This window comes from Streptomyces sp. E11-3 (genome assembly GCF_046540415.1).
Taxonomy (GTDB): domain Bacteria; phylum Actinomycetota; class Actinomycetes; order Streptomycetales; family Streptomycetaceae; genus Streptomyces.
On sequence record NZ_JAZGRL010000003.1, the window covers coordinates 100,275 to 114,838 of the forward strand.

Consider the following 14,564-nt stretch of genomic DNA (forward strand, 5'->3'; position numbering starts at 1 on the left):
ACCACACCCCTGGCCGGGGGCCCCCCGCCGGGCGGGGGGGGCCCCCCACGTCATGTCAGCCGGGGCCGAGGCTCAGCCGCAGCAGCCGCCGCACTGGCAGGGTGCCCCCTGCTGGCAGCCGCAGCCGCAGCCCGAGCCGCAGCCGCAGGCGCCGAGCAGGGGCAGGTGGACCACTTCGACCGAGTGGTCGTCCTGGTGGGCATCGGGCGTGGGGGTATCGGCCATGGGACCCTCCTCGAAGGCACTGTTGGCTGCCCCCATTGCATGCCCGCCCAACCCGGCGCATCAACGGCGCACGGAGGCTCGACGGCGGAGAACCCGGGCCGAGTGGCCCGTTACGCGCCCTCGACCGGGGCCGACGCGCTCTGCAGCTCGTCCGCGTGCTCACCCGTCACCAGGTAGACCACCCGCTTGGCGACCGAGACCGCGTGGTCCGCGAACCGCTCGTAGTAGCGGCCGAGCAGGGTGACGTCGACGGCCGTCTCGATGCCGTGCTTCCAGCGGTCGTCCATCAGGTGCTGGAAGAGCGTGCGGTGCAGCAGGTCCATCTCGTCGTCGTCCTGCTCCAGCTGGAGCGCCAGGTCGATGTCCTTGGTGATGATGACCTCGGCCGACTTCGCCATCAGGCGCTGCGCCAGCTGGCCCATCTCCAGGATGGTGGCGTGCAGGTCGTTGGGCACGGCCGACTCGGGGAAGCGCAGCCGGGCCAGCTTGGCGACATGCTGGGCCAGGTCGCCGGAGCGCTCCAGGTCGGCGCTCATCCGCAGCGAGGTGACCACGATGCGCAGATCGGTCGCCACGGGCTGCTGGCGGGCCAGTAGGGCTATGGCCCTGGCCTCCAGGTCGTGCTGCAGATCGTCGACCTTCTGGTCGCCGGCGATCACGCTCTCGGCGAGCTTCAGATCCGCGTCGAGCATGGCCGTCGTGGCGCGCCCGATCGCCGACCCGACCAGCCGGGCCATCTCGACCAGCCCTTCGCCGATCGAATCCAGTTCCTCGTGGTACGCGTCCCGCATGGAAGGTCCCTTTCCTGATACGTGCCGGGGCTATGACCCCCACGCTCCCATGTTCGAGCCGCAACGCGACCGATAACGGCCCGCCGTATGAATCGACCCTGTCTCCGAGGTGAACTCTGGGAGACGGCCCACGGTTCCCATGCGCCCCGCAATTCCGTCCCTTCGCGGCCTGCCGGGTGGATCTCACCACCCAAATGAACCAACCGCATATCCATGGTGAACTCTCGGCGACGAGTGTCCGAGATGACACGGGCATCGCTGTGGCCGGGGCTTATCCCATGCCTAACCTGGAGACATGGACGTGAACGCGGCGGTCGCCGCAGCTGCAGCGATCGCCGGAGCGTGTACCGGCGCCATCGCCATGCTGGCGTTTCGCTGGAGCGAGCGCGACCAGAGACGCCCCACCCGAACCTCCCTGCACACCGACGCCGTCCTGCCGCCCGGCGTCGACACCGTGCTCTCGGTACTCCGCTCATCCGCGGTCGTACTCGACGAGGGCGACGCCGTGGTCAAGGCGAGCTCGGCGGCGTACGCCCTGGGTCTGGTGCGCGGCGGGAAGCTGGCCGTCGAGCCGATGCTCCAGATGGCCCGTGACACCCGCAGGGACGGCGAAATACGCCAGGTCGAACTGGACCTGCCCCGGCGCGGCACCGGCCGCGGCGAGGCGCTCGCCGTCTCCGCCCGTGTCGCACCCCTGGGCTCACGGCTGATCCTCCTGCTGGTCGAGGACCTCACCGAGGCCCGCCGGATCGAAGCCGTACGCCGCGACTTCGTCGCCAACGTCAGCCACGAGCTCAAGACGCCCGTCGGCGCGCTCTCGCTGCTCTCCGAGGCCGTCATGGACGCCTCGGACGACCCCGAGGCCGTAGAGCGCTTCGCGGGCCGTATGCAGATCGAGGCCACCCGCCTGACCAACCTGGTCCAGGAGCTGATCGACCTCTCGCGCGTGCAGAATGACGACCCCCTGGAGGACGCCGAGGCCGTACGCACCGACGAACTCGTCGCCGAGGCGATCGACCGCTGCCGCCACCAGGCCGGTACGAAGGAGATCACCATGGCCGCCGGAGGCACCGGCGACCTGCGCATCTGGGGCAACCGGGGCCAGCTCGCCGCGGCCCTCGGCAACCTCGTCGAGAACGCCGTGAACTACAGCCCGGCCCGCACGCGCGTGGGGATAGCCGCGCGCCGGGTCAACGCCCCTGGCGGCGATCTGATCGAGATCGCGGTCACCGACCAGGGCATCGGCATCTCGGAGAAGGACAAGGAACGTATCTTCGAGCGCTTCTACCGCGTCGACCCGGCGCGCTCCCGCGCCACCGGAGGTACCGGCCTCGGCCTGGCGATCGTGAAACACGTAGCCGCCTCGCACGGTGGGGAAGTAACCGTGTGGAGCTCCGAGGGACAGGGCTCCACCTTTACGCTGCGGCTGCCGGAAGCAGGCTCCGTACGCGACCGCAGAAAGCCACTCATAGCCGGGGGCCTCGACGAAGAGGGCCGCCCCGAAGACGGCGACGAAGCCGTCAACGAAGCCACCAACGACACCACGAACGAACAAGCTCGCGAGACCCGCGCGCCCATTCCTGCCCCGGAGGTCCTTCCGTGACCCGAGTGCTCGTCGTTGAGGACGAGGAATCCTTCAGTGACGCCCTGTCGTACATGCTCCGCAAGGAGGGCTTCGAAGTAGCCATCGCGGCCACCGGCCCCGACGGGCTCGACGAGTTCGAGCGCAACGGCGCCGACCTCGTACTGCTCGACCTGATGCTGCCGGGGCTGCCCGGCACGGAGGTCTGCCGCCAGCTGCGCGGCATCTCCAATGTGCCGGTCATCATGGTGACCGCCAAGGACAGCGAGATCGACAAGGTCGTGGGCCTGGAGATAGGAGCCGACGACTACGTCACCAAGCCCTTCTCGTCCCGCGAGCTGGTCGCCCGGATCCGCGCGGTGCTGCGCCGCCGCGGTGAGCCGGAGGAGGTCACTCCCGCGGCCCTGGAGGCGGGACCGGTTCGGATGGACGTCGACCGGCACGTGGTCACCGTCTCCGGCGGCAAGGTCGACCTGCCGCTGAAGGAGTTCGACCTGCTGGAGATGCTGCTGCGCAACGCGGGCCGGGTGCTCACCCGGATGCAGCTGATCGACCGGGTCTGGGGCGCCGACTACGTGGGCGACACCAAGACCCTGGACGTCCATGTGAAGCGGCTGCGGGCCAAGATCGAGCCGGACCCGGGGGCGCCGCGTTACCTGGTGACGGTGCGCGGGCTCGGGTACAAGTTCGAGCCGTAGGCCGTACGCGCCACCACGTAGAGGCACGTGAAGGGCCCCACCGCGGGAAGCGGTGGGGCCCTTCACGTGTCGGTCCGCGTGTCAGTCGCGGTGTGCTCAGTGCGAGGCGTCGCTGTCGGCCCCGTCGGTGGCGCCGCCGGTGGCCTCGCCCACGGCCCCGTCAGCGGCCTCGTCCGTGGCGTCAGCGCCGGGAGCCCCAGTGGCCTCTCCCGTGCCGTCTGTGCCCGGCGTGGCCGCGTCCGTGGCCCCGTCCTCGGGCTCCTCGACGGGCTCGGTGGTGGCGGACGCGTCCGGCTTGGGGGACTTCGGCGCCTTCGGGGCCTCGGGGCCCCACTCGCTGAAGTAGCCCGTCGCCGGGACGACCGCGGACTTCAGCGTGATGTCGCCGGTCTTGCTGAAGGTGAAGGTGATCGGCTGGGCGTTGCCCTCGGCGGCCGTGCCGTTGCCCTCGGCCAGTACGGCGGACGCGTTGCCCTTGCCGCCGATGACGACGGAGCCGCCGGCCGGCACGGTGATCGGCCCGGAGCCCTCGGCGGGCTTGAGCTCGGCGTCCTCTTCGATGCCCTTGACCTTGATCGCGTCGAGGGTCTGGTCCTTGTCGCCCTCGTTGAAGAGCGTGGCGTTCACGACGGCCGGGCCCTCGGCGCCGGGCTCGGGCTGGGTGATCAGGGTCGAGTTCTGGATCTTGATGTCACCGACCGAGGTCGCGGCGTTGTCCGGGCGGACACCCAGCGTCTGAGCGTCGTTTCCGGCACCGCACGCGGTGAGAGTGGCGAGCGAGAACGCGAGGGCGGTGGCGGCGATGGCGCCGCGTCGAAGGCTGCGGCTCACGGCGGCGGCAACTCCTAAGCGTGGACGGTAGGGCCGCCCGTAAGGCCGCCCTAAAGGTCTTTCAGCGGGCTCAGGTTACCGAGCCGTCCGCGCGCCGCCGCACCCGACCCGCCCCCAGTGACCAGGAGGCCCGTCCGGCCGTGCCTATACGAGCCAGCCCGGCTGGCCTGTTTGTCCGGCTGCGGGTCCGGGGGGCGTCCCCCGGGAAGGCGCGGCACATATCCGTGCGGACGGTGGTGGATGTGGAGGCTTTCGGGTTTCGGGTAAGGAATGCGGGTCGGTCCGGAGGCGGCCGGGGGAATTGATCATCAAGGATGATCGCGGGTGCTTCCGCCGGCTCACGTGATCAATTCCGGATTCGCCCCACACCCGCCTCGCACACTCTGTCTCGTACGCCTCTGTTGTCACCGAACGGAGTAGCGGAAGCCACGGGCGTCGAAGTGTGCAAACCGGGACGTTCGGCCGCCCAGACGGCCCATCGCCGCCCGGTAACGGGCACGTTTCAGCTTCCCCGGACAGCGGCTCCGACCTGCGAATACCCGCCTCCACAAAGCCTCCGCAGCACGTTCCTGTTGCTGTTGTCAAGCCCCGAGATATGCCCTGACCTGCGAAAACGCCATTCAGAAGACGCCGTTCTCGTGTTACCCTGGATAGCCACGGAAGGGGTACCTGTCACATGACGTTCAAGGTTGGCGACACCGTGGTCTATCCCCATCACGGGGCCGCGCTGATCGAGGCCATCGAAACTCGTCAGATCAAAGGCGTGGACAAGACCTACTTGGTGCTCAAGGTCGCCCAGGGCGACTTGACTGTTCGTGTGCCAGCGGACAATGCAGAGTTCGTCGGCGTGCGCGACGTTGTCGGTCAGGACGGGCTGGACCGGGTCTTCGAGGTGCTGCGTGCACCGTATGCCGAAGAACCGACCAACTGGTCCCGGCGCTACAAGGCAAATCTCGAAAAGCTCGCCTCCGGCGACGTCATCAAGGTCGCCGAAGTGGTGCGTGACCTGTGGCGTCGTGAGCGTGAGCGCGGACTGTCCGCGGGTGAGAAGCGCATGCTCGCCAAGGCGCGCCAGATTCTGGTGAGCGAGCTCGCCCTCGCGGAGAACACCAACGAAGACAAGGCCGAGGCCCTGCTCGACGAGGTTCTCGCGTCCTAGCGTCCGCCTACGCGAACGCATCCGGACCACACGCAACCGGATAGTACGAAAGACATGCCGCGGTGCCCGCTGGCCAGCTCTGTCGCAGAGACTGTGTTGCCGGGCACTGCGGCACGTCTGTATCCGCTTACCCTGGCCTACCCCGCGCGGCCTGCCCCGCTTACTCTCGCCTGGTGTGAGCCGGGCGCCTGGTGTGCCGGGCCCGGACGGCTGGTGCTTGACCGGTTGTCACGGAAGGGTCCGGTCAGAAAGGCTCGCGCCCGGCACGCTGTGGCCATACCCATGTCGGCTGAGGACACAAACCTGAACGCGCACCTGATGTCAGACGAATCGCACGCTTCTCCGCAGTCCACCGCCCCGCACCTGACCGCCGCGGTCATCCCCGCCGCGGGCCGCGGGGTACGGCTCGGCCCCGGCGCCCCCAAGGCGCTGCGCGCGCTGAGCGGCCTGCCCATGCTGATCCACGCCGTACGGGCGATGGCCGCCTCGCGCGGCGTCTCGCTGGTGGTCGTCGTGGCCCCGCCCGACGGCGCCGTCGAGGTCAAGAACCTCCTCGACGAGCACGCACTGCCCGAGACCACCGACTATGTGGTCGTGCCCGGCGGCGACACCCGCCAGGAGTCGGTACGGGCCGGCCTCGACGCGCTGCCCCCCGGCATCACCGAGGTCCTGGTGCACGACGCGGCCCGCCCACTGGTGCCCGTCGACACGGTGGACGCGGTGATCGAGGCGGTACGCGGGGGAGCCCCCGCCGTGGTCCCCGCGCTGCCGCTGGCGGACACCGTCAAGCAGGTCGAACCCGCGACGGAGTCCGGGGCGCCGGAGCCGGTCGTGGCGACGCCCGAGCGTGCTCTGCTGCGGGCCGTACAGACCCCGCAGGGCTTCGACCTCGCGACCCTGATCCGCGCCCATGAGCAGGTCGCCCTGAACGGCGAGGGCGCCACCGACGACGCGGGCATGGTCGAGCAGCTCGGGGTCCAGGTCGTGGTCGTACCGGGACACGAAGAGGCCTTCAAGGTCACCCGGCCGCTGGACCTGGTACTCGCCGAGGCCGTACTCGCACGCAGGAGGGCCAACGATGGCTTCTGACACACAAGGGAGCCAGATGCTGCCCCTGGTCGGCATCGGCACCGATGTGCACGCCTTCGAGGAAGGGCGTGAACTGTGGTGTGCGGGCCTCCTCTGGGAGGGGGAGCGGTACGGCCTCGCCGGGCACTCCGACGGGGACGTCGCCGCGCACGCCGCCTGCGACGCGCTGTTCTCGGCGGCCGGGATCGGCGACCTGGGGGCGCACTTCGGCACCGGCAGGCCCGAGTGGGCCGGAGCGTCCGGGGTCGCCCTGCTCACCGAGGCCGCGCGGATCGTACGGGCCGAGGGGTTCGAGATCGGCAACGTCGCCATCCAGGTGATCGGCGTACGCCCCAAGGTCGGCAAGCGGCGGGACGAGGCGCAGAAGGTGCTCTCCGCCGCCGTGGGCGCGCCGGTCTCCGTCTCCGGGACCACCACGGACGGGCTGGGGCTCACCGGGCGCGCGGAGGGCCTGGCGGCGATCGCCACGGCGCTGGTCGTACGCGGTAGGTAGGCAGGTAAGCAGGCAGGTAAGTAGGCAGGCAGTACGCGCGCGTCGCAGGGCGCCCCACACCATCGGGTGAACTCACGCCGCAGGGGCGCTCTGTTTCCCTGATCGGCCGTGGGTTATCCACAGGCGGCACAGGGCACTGCCGCGAGCGCACTACCCTTGTCGCGTGACTATTCGGCTGTACGACACCAGCGCCCGGCAGATCCGTGACTTCTCCCCGCTCGTCCCGGGCTGCGTCTCGATCTACCTGTGCGGCGCGACGGTGCAGTCAGCCCCGCACATCGGGCACATCAGGTCGGGGCTGAACTTCGACATTCTCCGCCGTTGGTTCGCCTACCGCGGCTACGACGTGACCTTCGTGCGGAACGTCACCGACATCGACGACAAGATCATCGCGAAGTCGGCCGAGCAGGGCCGCCCCTGGTGGTCGATCGGGTACGACAACGAGCGCGCCTTCAACGAGGGCTATGACGCGCTCGGCTGCCTGCCGCCCACCTACGAGCCGCGCGCCACGGGCCACATCACCGAGATGGTCGAGATGATGCGCGGCCTGATCGAGCGCGGCCACGCCTACGCCGCCGACGGGAACGTCTACTTCGACGTGCGCTCCTTCGAGGGCTATCTGCAGCTGTCCAACCAGGAGTTGGACAACCTGCTGCAGCCCTCGGGGGAGGGCGAGACCGGCAAGCGCGACCCGCGCGACTTCGCCATGTGGAAGGCGGCCAAGCCGGGCGAGCCCAGCTGGGAGACCCCGTGGGGCCGCGGGCGCCCCGGCTGGCACCTGGAGTGCTCGGCGATGGCCCACAAGTACCTGGGAACCGCCTTCGACATCCACGGCGGCGGCCTCGACCTGGTTTTCCCCCACCACGAGAACGAAATCGCGCAGGCCAAGGCCTTCGGCGACGACTTCGCCTCGTACTGGGTGCACAACGCCTGGGTGACCATGGCCGGCGACAAGATGTCCAAGTCGCTGGGCAACTCGGTGCTGGTCAGCGAGATGGTCAAGAACTGGCGCCCGATCGTGCTCCGGTACTACCTGGGCACTCCGCACTACCGCTCGATGATCGAGTACAGCGAGGAGGCGCTGCGCGAGGCCGAGTCAGCGTTCGCGCGGATCGAGGGGTTCGTCCAGCGCGTCGTCGAGAAGGCCGGGGCCGTCGAGCCTGCGGCCGAGGTCCCGGCGGCCTTCGCCGAGGCCATGGACGACGACCTCGGGGTCCCGCAGGCGCTCGCCGTGGTGCACAACACCGTGCGCCAGGGAAACTCCGCGCTCGCCGCCGATGACAAGGACGCGGCCGCCCAGCACCTCGCCGAGGTGCGCGCCATGCTCGGCGTACTCGGGCTCGACCCGCTGGACGCGCACTGGGCCGGCGAGGCCGAGAGCGGCCAGGACCTCCACAGCGCCGTGGACACCCTCGTACACCTGGTGCTGAAGCAGCGTGAGGCGGCCAGGGAGCGCAAGGACTGGGCCACCGCCGACGCCATCCGCGACCAGCTGAACCAGTCGGGCCTGGTCATCGAGGACGGCCCGGACGGACCGCGCTGGAGCCTCGGAGCGCGCTGAGCCACCGGCTCCATGTGCCGCGCGGCCCGCAGGGCGGCACACTTTCCATACGTAACGCACATTCGCAGAAATCAGGTAGGTCATGGCCGGGAGCAGCAGCAGCCGCCGTACGTCCAACAAGAAGGGCGCGCAGGTCGGCAGCGGCGGAAAGCGCCGCCGCGGCCTTGAGGGCAAGGGCCCGACCCCGCCCGCCGAGATGCGCAAGAAGCACAAGAAGAACCGTATGGCCACCGCCCAGGCGAAGAAGGCCGCGGCCCGCCGCCCGGTCGCCCGGCGCGGCGGCAAGGGCACATCCGAGCTGGTCGTCGGCCGCAACTCGGTCGTCGAGGCGCTGCGCGAGGGCGTACCGGCGAACACGCTCTATGTGCAGCAGTTCATCGACAACGACGAGCGGGTGCGCGAGGCGCTGCAGCTCGTGGCCGAGCGCGGCGGCATCAACCTCATGGAGGCGCCGCGCCCCGAGCTCGACCGGATGACCAACGGGCTCAACCACCAGGGCCTGGTCATGCAGGTCCCGCCGTACGAGTACGCCTTCCCCGAGGACCTCGCGGCCGCCGCCTTCGACGAGGGCGAGGACCCGCTGATCGTGGCCCTGGACGGGGTGACCGACCCGCGGAACCTGGGCGCCGTGGTGCGGTCGGTGTCCGCGTTCGGCGGCCACGGCGTGGTGGTGCCCGAGCGGCGCGCCGCCGGTATGACCGCGGGCGCCTGGAAGACCTCGGCCGGTGCCGCCGCGCGTACCCCGGTGGCCCGGGCGACCAACCTCACCCGCGCCCTGGAGGCGTACAAGAAGGCGGGCGTCGCCGTGGTCGGCCTCGCCGCCGACGGCGAGCACGAGGTCGGTGAACTCGAGGCGCTGCGCGGCCCCGTGGTGATCGTGGTCGGCAGCGAGGGCAAGGGTCTGTCCCGGCTGGTCGGCGAGACCTGCGACTACCTGGTGCGCATCCCCATGCCGGGCGGAACCGAGTCCCTGAACGCCGGTGTGGCGGCGGGCGTCGTGCTGTACGAGGCGGCCCGGCACCGGAGCTGACCGGCGCAGGCGCTGGGCCGAACGGCGCAGTGAGCCGGTAAGCCGTACGGCGCAGAGCGCCCGTAGCCCGTACGGCCCCCGGTGACCTTGACGCGACCCGGACAGATCAGGCGGGTCAAGGCAGTGTCCTAAACACACATCACTCGGTTAGATGAGTGTGGACACCAGAACGCCCCGCACACCCACGGGGGGACCCTCGGGATTCGACGACGGCCCCGCGCTGAGCATGGTGAAGGTTCCGTGCGACCCGGCGCAGGTCATCGTCAATCACGCGAGCTTCCGCGTGCAGCTCCCCGCCGCGCAGCCCCCGTCCCCGCGCATCACCCGGCCCATGGCGGGCGCCGAGGCGCAGACGGCGCGGATTCCCGTGGCCGCCGCCGGAGCCGCGGCGGGCGCCGTCGGGGGAGCCGCCGCTGGCGCCGCCGCGGCCGGACGGCGCCGCGCGCCGGTCGTCTGGAGCGGGAGGTCCGAGCCGGGCGATCTCGCCGCGACCGGTCTGCTGCAGGCCGTACGGAGTTCCGGGGTGCGGCACGGCGACACGTTCGACGACGTCTTCGACGCGGACGCCACCCAGGTCATCCCGCGCATCGACGCCGACGACGACGCCGCGCAGACCGTCGAGACACCACAGGTCTACGGCCAGCGCGGCCCCAGCGGCGACGAGACCCGGATGCTGCCCGTGGTCCCGGAGGCGGGCGACGGATACGCCGACGGGCTCTTCAGGCCGGACCCCGAGGACGAGTTCGACCGCTACGAGGACGACGCGGACGACGAGCCCGTGGTCGTGCGCAGGCACGGGGCCGACCCCGTGCGGCACGCCTACTACCCCGGGCGGCGGATGAACCTGGGCGTGGTGCTGCTCCCGCTGCGCGTCTTCCTCGGGTTCATCTCCATCTACGCCGGCATGGGCAAGCTCTGCGACCCCGTCTACTTCGACGGCGGCGAGCGCGGCTCCATGGTCAAGTGGCTGAGCTCGCTGCAGCCCTGGGCGCTCGCCGAGCCGATGCGGGACTTCGCCCTGTCGCACCCGGTCGGCGCCGGGCTGACCATCGCCTTCCTCCAGGTCATCGTCGGCGTGCTCACGGTGCTCGGCCTCTGGCAGCGGGTCGCCGCCTCGGTCGGCGCCCTGCTGTCCGCCGCGCTCCTGGTCACCGTCAGCTGGAAGGCCGTCCCGGCCTACGACACCCCGGACATCATCTACCTCGCCGCCTGGAGCCCGCTGATCATCGCCGGGGCGCCGGTGTACTCGGTCGACGGGCGGCTGGCCAGCGAGGCCTGGCGCAGGCTCGGGCCGCGCGTGGGGATCTGGGAGCTGCGCCGTCGGGTACTGCGCCGCGGGTTCCTGATCGGCACCGTCGTGGTCGGTCTGACGCTGCTCATCGGCGCGCTGCTCGGCAGTGCCGTACGCGACTCGGGCCGGGTGATCGTGCCCGGGCCCGGCGAGCCGCCGCGCAACGTACAGCCTGGGTCCCCGCTGCCCAGCGAGCCCGGTGCGCGGACCAGTGAGAGCGTGGGTCCCACCGCCTCGGAGGGGCCCACGCGGGGCAACACCACCAGCCCCTCGACCTCGGCGGCGACCCCGGAGCGGGCTCGCGAGTCCAGTACGGCCGGCGCCGAGCAGCCCGCCCAGACCCAGCCCGCCCAGACCCAGGGCACCGTCGGCCAGGAGTCGCCGCAGCAGCAACAACAGCAACAGCAGGCGCCCCCGCCGCCGGCGACCAGCGCCGGGCCCACCACCAGCGGTGGCACCGACAGCGGCGGAGGCAGTACGGGCGGCCCCGACGACGGCGCGTCCGGTGGCGCGACATCGGGCGGGCGTCCGGGCCTGGTGGGCGGCCTGCTCGGCTGAGGAGCCCCGTACGGCGTGCTGAGCGGTACGCGAAGGGGCCCGGCACACATCGCGTGTGCCGGGCCCCTTCAGGCCGTTCAGCGGCGTCTCAACGGTCCTGTGCGGCCAGTTCCTTGGCGGCCTCCGTCAGGTCCTTGGCCGTGTCGATCGCCCGCCAGTACGCGCCCTGCGGCAGCGGATACCCGGCCAGTCGGCGCTCCCTGGCGAGGCGCGGGAAGGTGGTCCGCTCGTGGTCGCCGCGGTCCGGCAGCAGCGAGGCGAAGGCGGGCGAGAAGACGTAGACGCCCGCGTTGATCTGGTACGAGGTCGGCGGGGACTCGACGAAGTCCGTGATGTGGCCGAAGTCGTCGGTCTCGACGGCGCCCCACGGGATGCGCGGGCGGGCCAGCGCGAGGGTCGCCGTGGCGTCCCGCTCGGCGTGGAAGGAGGCCATGTCGCGGAGCGAGAAGCGGGTCCAGATGTCGCCGTTGGTGGCGTACCAGGGCTGGTCCGGGTGCGGCAGGTGGGCGGCGGCGTACTTGAGGCCGCCGCCACGGCCCAGCGGCTCCTTCTCGACGACGGTGGTGACCCGCAGCGGCAGGTCCGCCGTCTCCAGCCACTTCTGGAGCACCTCGGCGAGATGCCCGCAGGAGACGACCGCGTCGGTCACACCCTCCGCCGCGAGCCAGGAGAGCTGATGGCCGATGATCGGGGTCCCCGTGCCGGGGATCTCGACCATCGGCTTGGGCCGGTCGTCGGTGTACGGGCGCAGCCGCGACCCCTGGCCCCCGGCCAGGACGACGGCCTGCGTCGGGAGGGACAGCGGGGCGGCTGCCGCGTGGTTGGGTACAGGGAAGTCACCGGTCATGACCGCACCTTATGCGGCGTGCCCCGGCGGCTCCCAGTGTGGGCCGCAGCGCGGGCCTCGGCCTGGGTCTCAGCTTGGGCCTCAGCGCCTGACGGGAAGGCCCGCTCAGGACTGCTGGGCCGCTACCCCGGAGGCGAAGGCGGTGTCGCACACCGGACGGGCGAAGGACTGGGCGCGGGTGGGGCCGTAGTACTGGACGGCGGCGCGGCCCAGCGCACGGGCGAGCGAGACGCAGTGCGCGGCGAGCGACGGCCTGCGGTCGACTTCCTGCTGGAGGTGGGTGAGGGCGACGCCCGGGTCCTTCTCCTGCAGCTCGGTGAGCAGCTGGTCGCGCAGAACATCCTGCGGGGCGCGGGACTTGGCGCGCGAGGAGACATCCTGGGACGATGCGGTGAGCGTCGACTGCGGGTTGCCCGACCAGTCGACTCGGGTCACCGCCAGCGTTCCGGACAGGACCAGGACAACGGGGAGTACGAGAGCGAGGGTGCGGCCGATACGGCGGGCGGTGGAGTTCAAGGGTGTTCCTCGCGGTGTCGATTCCGGGTGGCCCCCGGCCGCTGGCCGACGGTGTCGTCGGGCCGGGAAAGGGAGCCGGGGAAGCAGTACGCGAGTGAGCGTAGCGGTCGGTGATGATTTGGCGACATTTAGTCACCCTGTCGGGGGATGGTTCGACGCCGTTTTTCGAATTACGGGTTGACGTACGAAATCGAAACGGCCGGTGTGCCGGGGTATTTGTCGACTCTCGGTTTATCGGGGGTGGACGACGACAGCGGCCCCGCACCGAAGTGCGGGGCCGCTGTCGTCGTAACGGGAGGAGCCTCAGTCGGTGAGGCGCTCACCGGACGAGGTCGCGAACACGTGGGTCTCGCCCGGACGCGGCACCACGTGCAGCTGGGAGCCCTTGTCGGGGACCTGGCGGCCGTTGACGCGGACGACGAGGTCCTTCTGCTCGCCGCCGACCTCGGCGGTGCCGTACACAAAGCCGTCGGCGCCGAGCTCCTCGACGACGTTGACCGTGACGGCGAGGCCCGCCGGGGCGTCCTCGGAGTCCTTGGTCAGCGACTTCGCGACGCCGCCGTTCTGCTCGACGATGTCGAAGTGCTCCGGGCGGACGCCGACCGTGACGGTCCGGTCGCCCTTGTCGGCGGCCGTGGCCAGCGCCTCGCGGTTGACCGGGACGACGGAGTTGCCGAACTTCACGCCGCCGTCGGTGATCGGCACCTCGACCAGGTTCATGGCGGGGGAGCCGATGAACCCGGCGACGAAGAGGTTGGCCGGGCGGTCGTACATGTTGCGCGGCGAGTCGACCTGCTGGAGCAGACCGTCCTTGAGTACCGCGACGCGGTCGCCCATGGTCATGGCCTCGACCTGGTCGTGGGTGACGTACACCGTGGTGATGCCGAGGCGGCGCTGCAGCGACGCGATCTGCGTACGGGTGGAGACGCGGAGCTTGGCGTCGAGGTTCGAGAGCGGCTCGTCCATGAGGAAGACCTGCGGCTCACGGACGATCGCGCGGCCCATCGCGACACGCTGGCGCTGACCGCCGGAGAGCGCCTTGGGCTTGCGGCCCAGGTACTCGGTGAGGTCCAGGATCTTCGCGGCGTCCTCGACCTTCTGCCGGATCTCCGCCTTCGGCACGCCCGCGATCTTGAGCGCGAAGCCCATGTTGTCGGCGACCGACATGTGGGGGTAGAGCGCGTAGTTCTGGAACACCATGGCGATGTCCCGGTCCTTCGGCGGCAGGTGCGTGACGTCGCGGTCACCGATGTGGATCGAGCCGCCGTTGACGTCCTCCAGGCCCGCGAGCATGCGCAGGGAGGTGGACTTTCCGCAGCCGGACGGGCCGACGAGGACGAGGAATTCGCCGTCCGCGACGTCGAGCTCGAGCTGGTCGACGGCGGGCTTGTCGCCACCCGGGTAGATGCGGGTCGCCTTGTTGAACGAGACAGTGGCCATGGGTATGGGCCCCCTTCACCGGCAGGAACGTGCCGGACGATCCGAGTAAAGGAAGAAAATGGGTCTAGTCCACCTGGGTGAACCTTCCGTGACGCTACCTGGTGCTTTCGCGTCTGTCAGTACCTGAACGACAACGAAACTATTCGCGGCAGGGGCATGTCACCTCTCATTACCTCCCGTCACCTCCCGTCGCCTTCACGCCGCGATCCGTACCCGGCGCCGGTGGGCAACCTCGTAGCCCTGGGAATGGGGTGCTGTGTAGAGTGAGCAGGCCCTTCGCGCGCGGTCGTCGATCGTGCGCGATGCCCCCTTAGCTCAGTTGGCCAGAGCAACGGTCTTGTAAACCGTAGGTCGTCGGTTCGATTCCGACAGGGGGCTCCATCAGGCAAAATGCCTCGGACCTTGACTGGTCTGGGGCATTTGCTTTGCGCAACGCCGATACTGGTCGGTATG

At 70.4% G+C, this 14,564-nt stretch carries 14 protein-coding genes and 1 tRNA gene; 9 read left to right on the forward strand and 6 right to left on the reverse strand.

What is annotated here, in order from left to right; all coding sequences use genetic code 11:
* Nucleotides 1–72: 72 nt before the first annotated feature.
* Both U9R90_RS30020 and phoU read right to left on the reverse strand, forming a co-directional pair.
* Nucleotides 73–225 (reverse strand): hypothetical protein, encoded by a 153-nt coding sequence (locus U9R90_RS30020; protein WP_411059941.1) that lies wholly within the window; start codon nucleotides 223–225, stop codon nucleotides 73–75.
* Between the two features lie 110 nt (nucleotides 226–335).
* Nucleotides 336–1,016, reverse strand: coding sequence for a phosphate signaling complex protein PhoU (gene phoU, locus U9R90_RS30025; RefSeq protein WP_411059943.1), 681 nt, complete (start codon nucleotides 1,014–1,016; stop codon nucleotides 336–338).
* Nucleotides 1,017–1,311: 295 nt separating this feature from the next.
* Here phoU and U9R90_RS30030 point away from each other — a divergent pair, with 295 nt between their 5' ends.
* The gene (locus tag U9R90_RS30030; RefSeq protein WP_411059944.1) at nucleotides 1,312–2,619 is read left to right on the forward strand and encodes a sensor histidine kinase; all 1,308 of its coding nucleotides are present in this window, start codon (nucleotides 1,312–1,314) and stop codon (nucleotides 2,617–2,619) included.
* A complete protein-coding gene (locus U9R90_RS30035; RefSeq protein WP_411059945.1) occupies nucleotides 2,616–3,296 on the forward strand; it encodes a winged helix-turn-helix domain-containing protein in 681 nt (226 codons plus the stop codon). Before U9R90_RS30030 ends, U9R90_RS30035 begins: the two co-directional genes overlap by 4 nt.
* Before the next feature lie 96 nt (nucleotides 3,297–3,392).
* Here the strand turns inward: U9R90_RS30035 and U9R90_RS30040 are convergent, their stop codons facing one another.
* Complete coding sequence (locus tag U9R90_RS30040) at nucleotides 3,393–4,127, reverse strand: DUF461 domain-containing protein (RefSeq protein WP_411059946.1); 735 nt, start codon at nucleotides 4,125–4,127, stop codon at nucleotides 3,393–3,395.
* A gap of 676 nt (nucleotides 4,128–4,803) precedes the next feature.
* On the opposite strand from U9R90_RS30040, the gene U9R90_RS30045 reads away from it, so the two are divergent.
* The 6 genes from U9R90_RS30045 (at nucleotide 4,804) to U9R90_RS30070 (ending at nucleotide 11,308) form a co-directional block, all read left to right on the forward strand.
* A complete protein-coding gene (locus U9R90_RS30045) occupies nucleotides 4,804–5,286 on the forward strand; it encodes a CarD family transcriptional regulator (protein ID WP_003953493.1) in 483 nt (160 codons plus the stop codon).
* Nucleotides 5,287–5,604: 318 nt separating this feature from the next.
* Entirely contained in the window at nucleotides 5,605–6,375 is a 771-nt protein-coding gene (ispD, locus tag U9R90_RS30050; protein WP_411059947.1) for a 2-C-methyl-D-erythritol 4-phosphate cytidylyltransferase, read from the forward strand.
* A complete protein-coding gene (gene ispF, locus U9R90_RS30055) occupies nucleotides 6,365–6,868 on the forward strand; it encodes a 2-C-methyl-D-erythritol 2,4-cyclodiphosphate synthase (protein ID WP_411059948.1) in 504 nt (167 codons plus the stop codon). Before ispD ends, ispF begins: the two co-directional genes overlap by 11 nt.
* A 163-nt stretch (nucleotides 6,869–7,031) precedes the next feature.
* A complete protein-coding gene (gene cysS / locus U9R90_RS30060) occupies nucleotides 7,032–8,429 on the forward strand; it encodes a cysteine--tRNA ligase (protein WP_411059950.1) in 1,398 nt (465 codons plus the stop codon).
* An 82-nt stretch (nucleotides 8,430–8,511) separates the two neighbouring features.
* Complete coding sequence (gene rlmB, locus U9R90_RS30065) at nucleotides 8,512–9,459, forward strand: 23S rRNA (guanosine(2251)-2'-O)-methyltransferase RlmB (protein WP_411059951.1); 948 nt, start codon at nucleotides 8,512–8,514, stop codon at nucleotides 9,457–9,459.
* Between the two features lie 151 nt (nucleotides 9,460–9,610).
* Complete coding sequence (locus U9R90_RS30070) at nucleotides 9,611–11,308, forward strand: DoxX family protein (protein WP_411059953.1); 1,698 nt, start codon at nucleotides 9,611–9,613, stop codon at nucleotides 11,306–11,308.
* Nucleotides 11,309–11,396: 88 nt separating this feature from the next.
* Here U9R90_RS30070 and U9R90_RS30075 read toward each other — a convergent pair whose 3' ends face one another.
* From U9R90_RS30075 to U9R90_RS30085, 3 genes are all read right to left on the reverse strand, one after another.
* A complete protein-coding gene (locus U9R90_RS30075) occupies nucleotides 11,397–12,155 on the reverse strand; it encodes an NDP-sugar synthase (RefSeq protein WP_411059954.1) in 759 nt (252 codons plus the stop codon).
* A 105-nt stretch (nucleotides 12,156–12,260) separates the two neighbouring features.
* Nucleotides 12,261–12,671, reverse strand: a complete 411-nt coding sequence (locus U9R90_RS30080; protein ID WP_411059955.1) for a hypothetical protein — start codon at nucleotides 12,669–12,671, stop codon at nucleotides 12,261–12,263.
* A 303-nt stretch (nucleotides 12,672–12,974) separates the two neighbouring features.
* The gene (locus tag U9R90_RS30085) at nucleotides 12,975–14,111 is read right to left on the reverse strand and encodes an ABC transporter ATP-binding protein (RefSeq protein ID WP_411059957.1); all 1,137 of its coding nucleotides are present in this window, start codon (nucleotides 14,109–14,111) and stop codon (nucleotides 12,975–12,977) included.
* A gap of 304 nt (nucleotides 14,112–14,415) precedes the next feature.
* Here U9R90_RS30085 and U9R90_RS30090 point away from each other — a divergent pair.
* Nucleotides 14,416–14,492, forward strand: a tRNA-Thr gene (locus U9R90_RS30090).
* The last annotated feature ends 72 nt before the right edge of the window (nucleotides 14,493–14,564 follow it).

What these genes read in the sequence shown, in the direction of transcription:
- U9R90_RS30020 (WP_411059941.1), bottom strand. Translation starts at nt 225, where the DNA reads ATGGCCGATACCCCCACGCCCGATGCCCACCAGGACGACCACTCGGTC.
- phoU (WP_411059943.1), bottom strand. Translation starts at nt 1,016, where the DNA reads ATGCGGGACGCGTACCACGAGGAACTGGATTCGATCGGCGAAGGGCTG.
- U9R90_RS30030 (WP_411059944.1), top strand. Translation starts at nt 1,312, where the DNA reads ATGGACGTGAACGCGGCGGTCGCCGCAGCTGCAGCGATCGCCGGAGCG.
- U9R90_RS30045 (WP_003953493.1), top strand. Translation starts at nt 4,804, where the DNA reads ATGACGTTCAAGGTTGGCGACACCGTGGTCTATCCCCATCACGGGGCC.
- ispD (WP_411059947.1), top strand. Translation starts at nt 5,605, where the DNA reads ATGTCAGACGAATCGCACGCTTCTCCGCAGTCCACCGCCCCGCACCTG.
- ispF (WP_411059948.1), top strand. Translation starts at nt 6,365, where the DNA reads ATGGCTTCTGACACACAAGGGAGCCAGATGCTGCCCCTGGTCGGCATC.
- rlmB (WP_411059951.1), top strand. Translation starts at nt 8,512, where the DNA reads ATGGCCGGGAGCAGCAGCAGCCGCCGTACGTCCAACAAGAAGGGCGCG.
- U9R90_RS30070 (WP_411059953.1), top strand. Translation starts at nt 9,611, where the DNA reads ATGAGTGTGGACACCAGAACGCCCCGCACACCCACGGGGGGACCCTCG.
- U9R90_RS30075 (WP_411059954.1), bottom strand. Translation starts at nt 12,155, where the DNA reads ATGACCGGTGACTTCCCTGTACCCAACCACGCGGCAGCCGCCCCGCTG.
- U9R90_RS30085 (WP_411059957.1), bottom strand. Translation starts at nt 14,111, where the DNA reads ATGGCCACTGTCTCGTTCAACAAGGCGACCCGCATCTACCCGGGTGGC.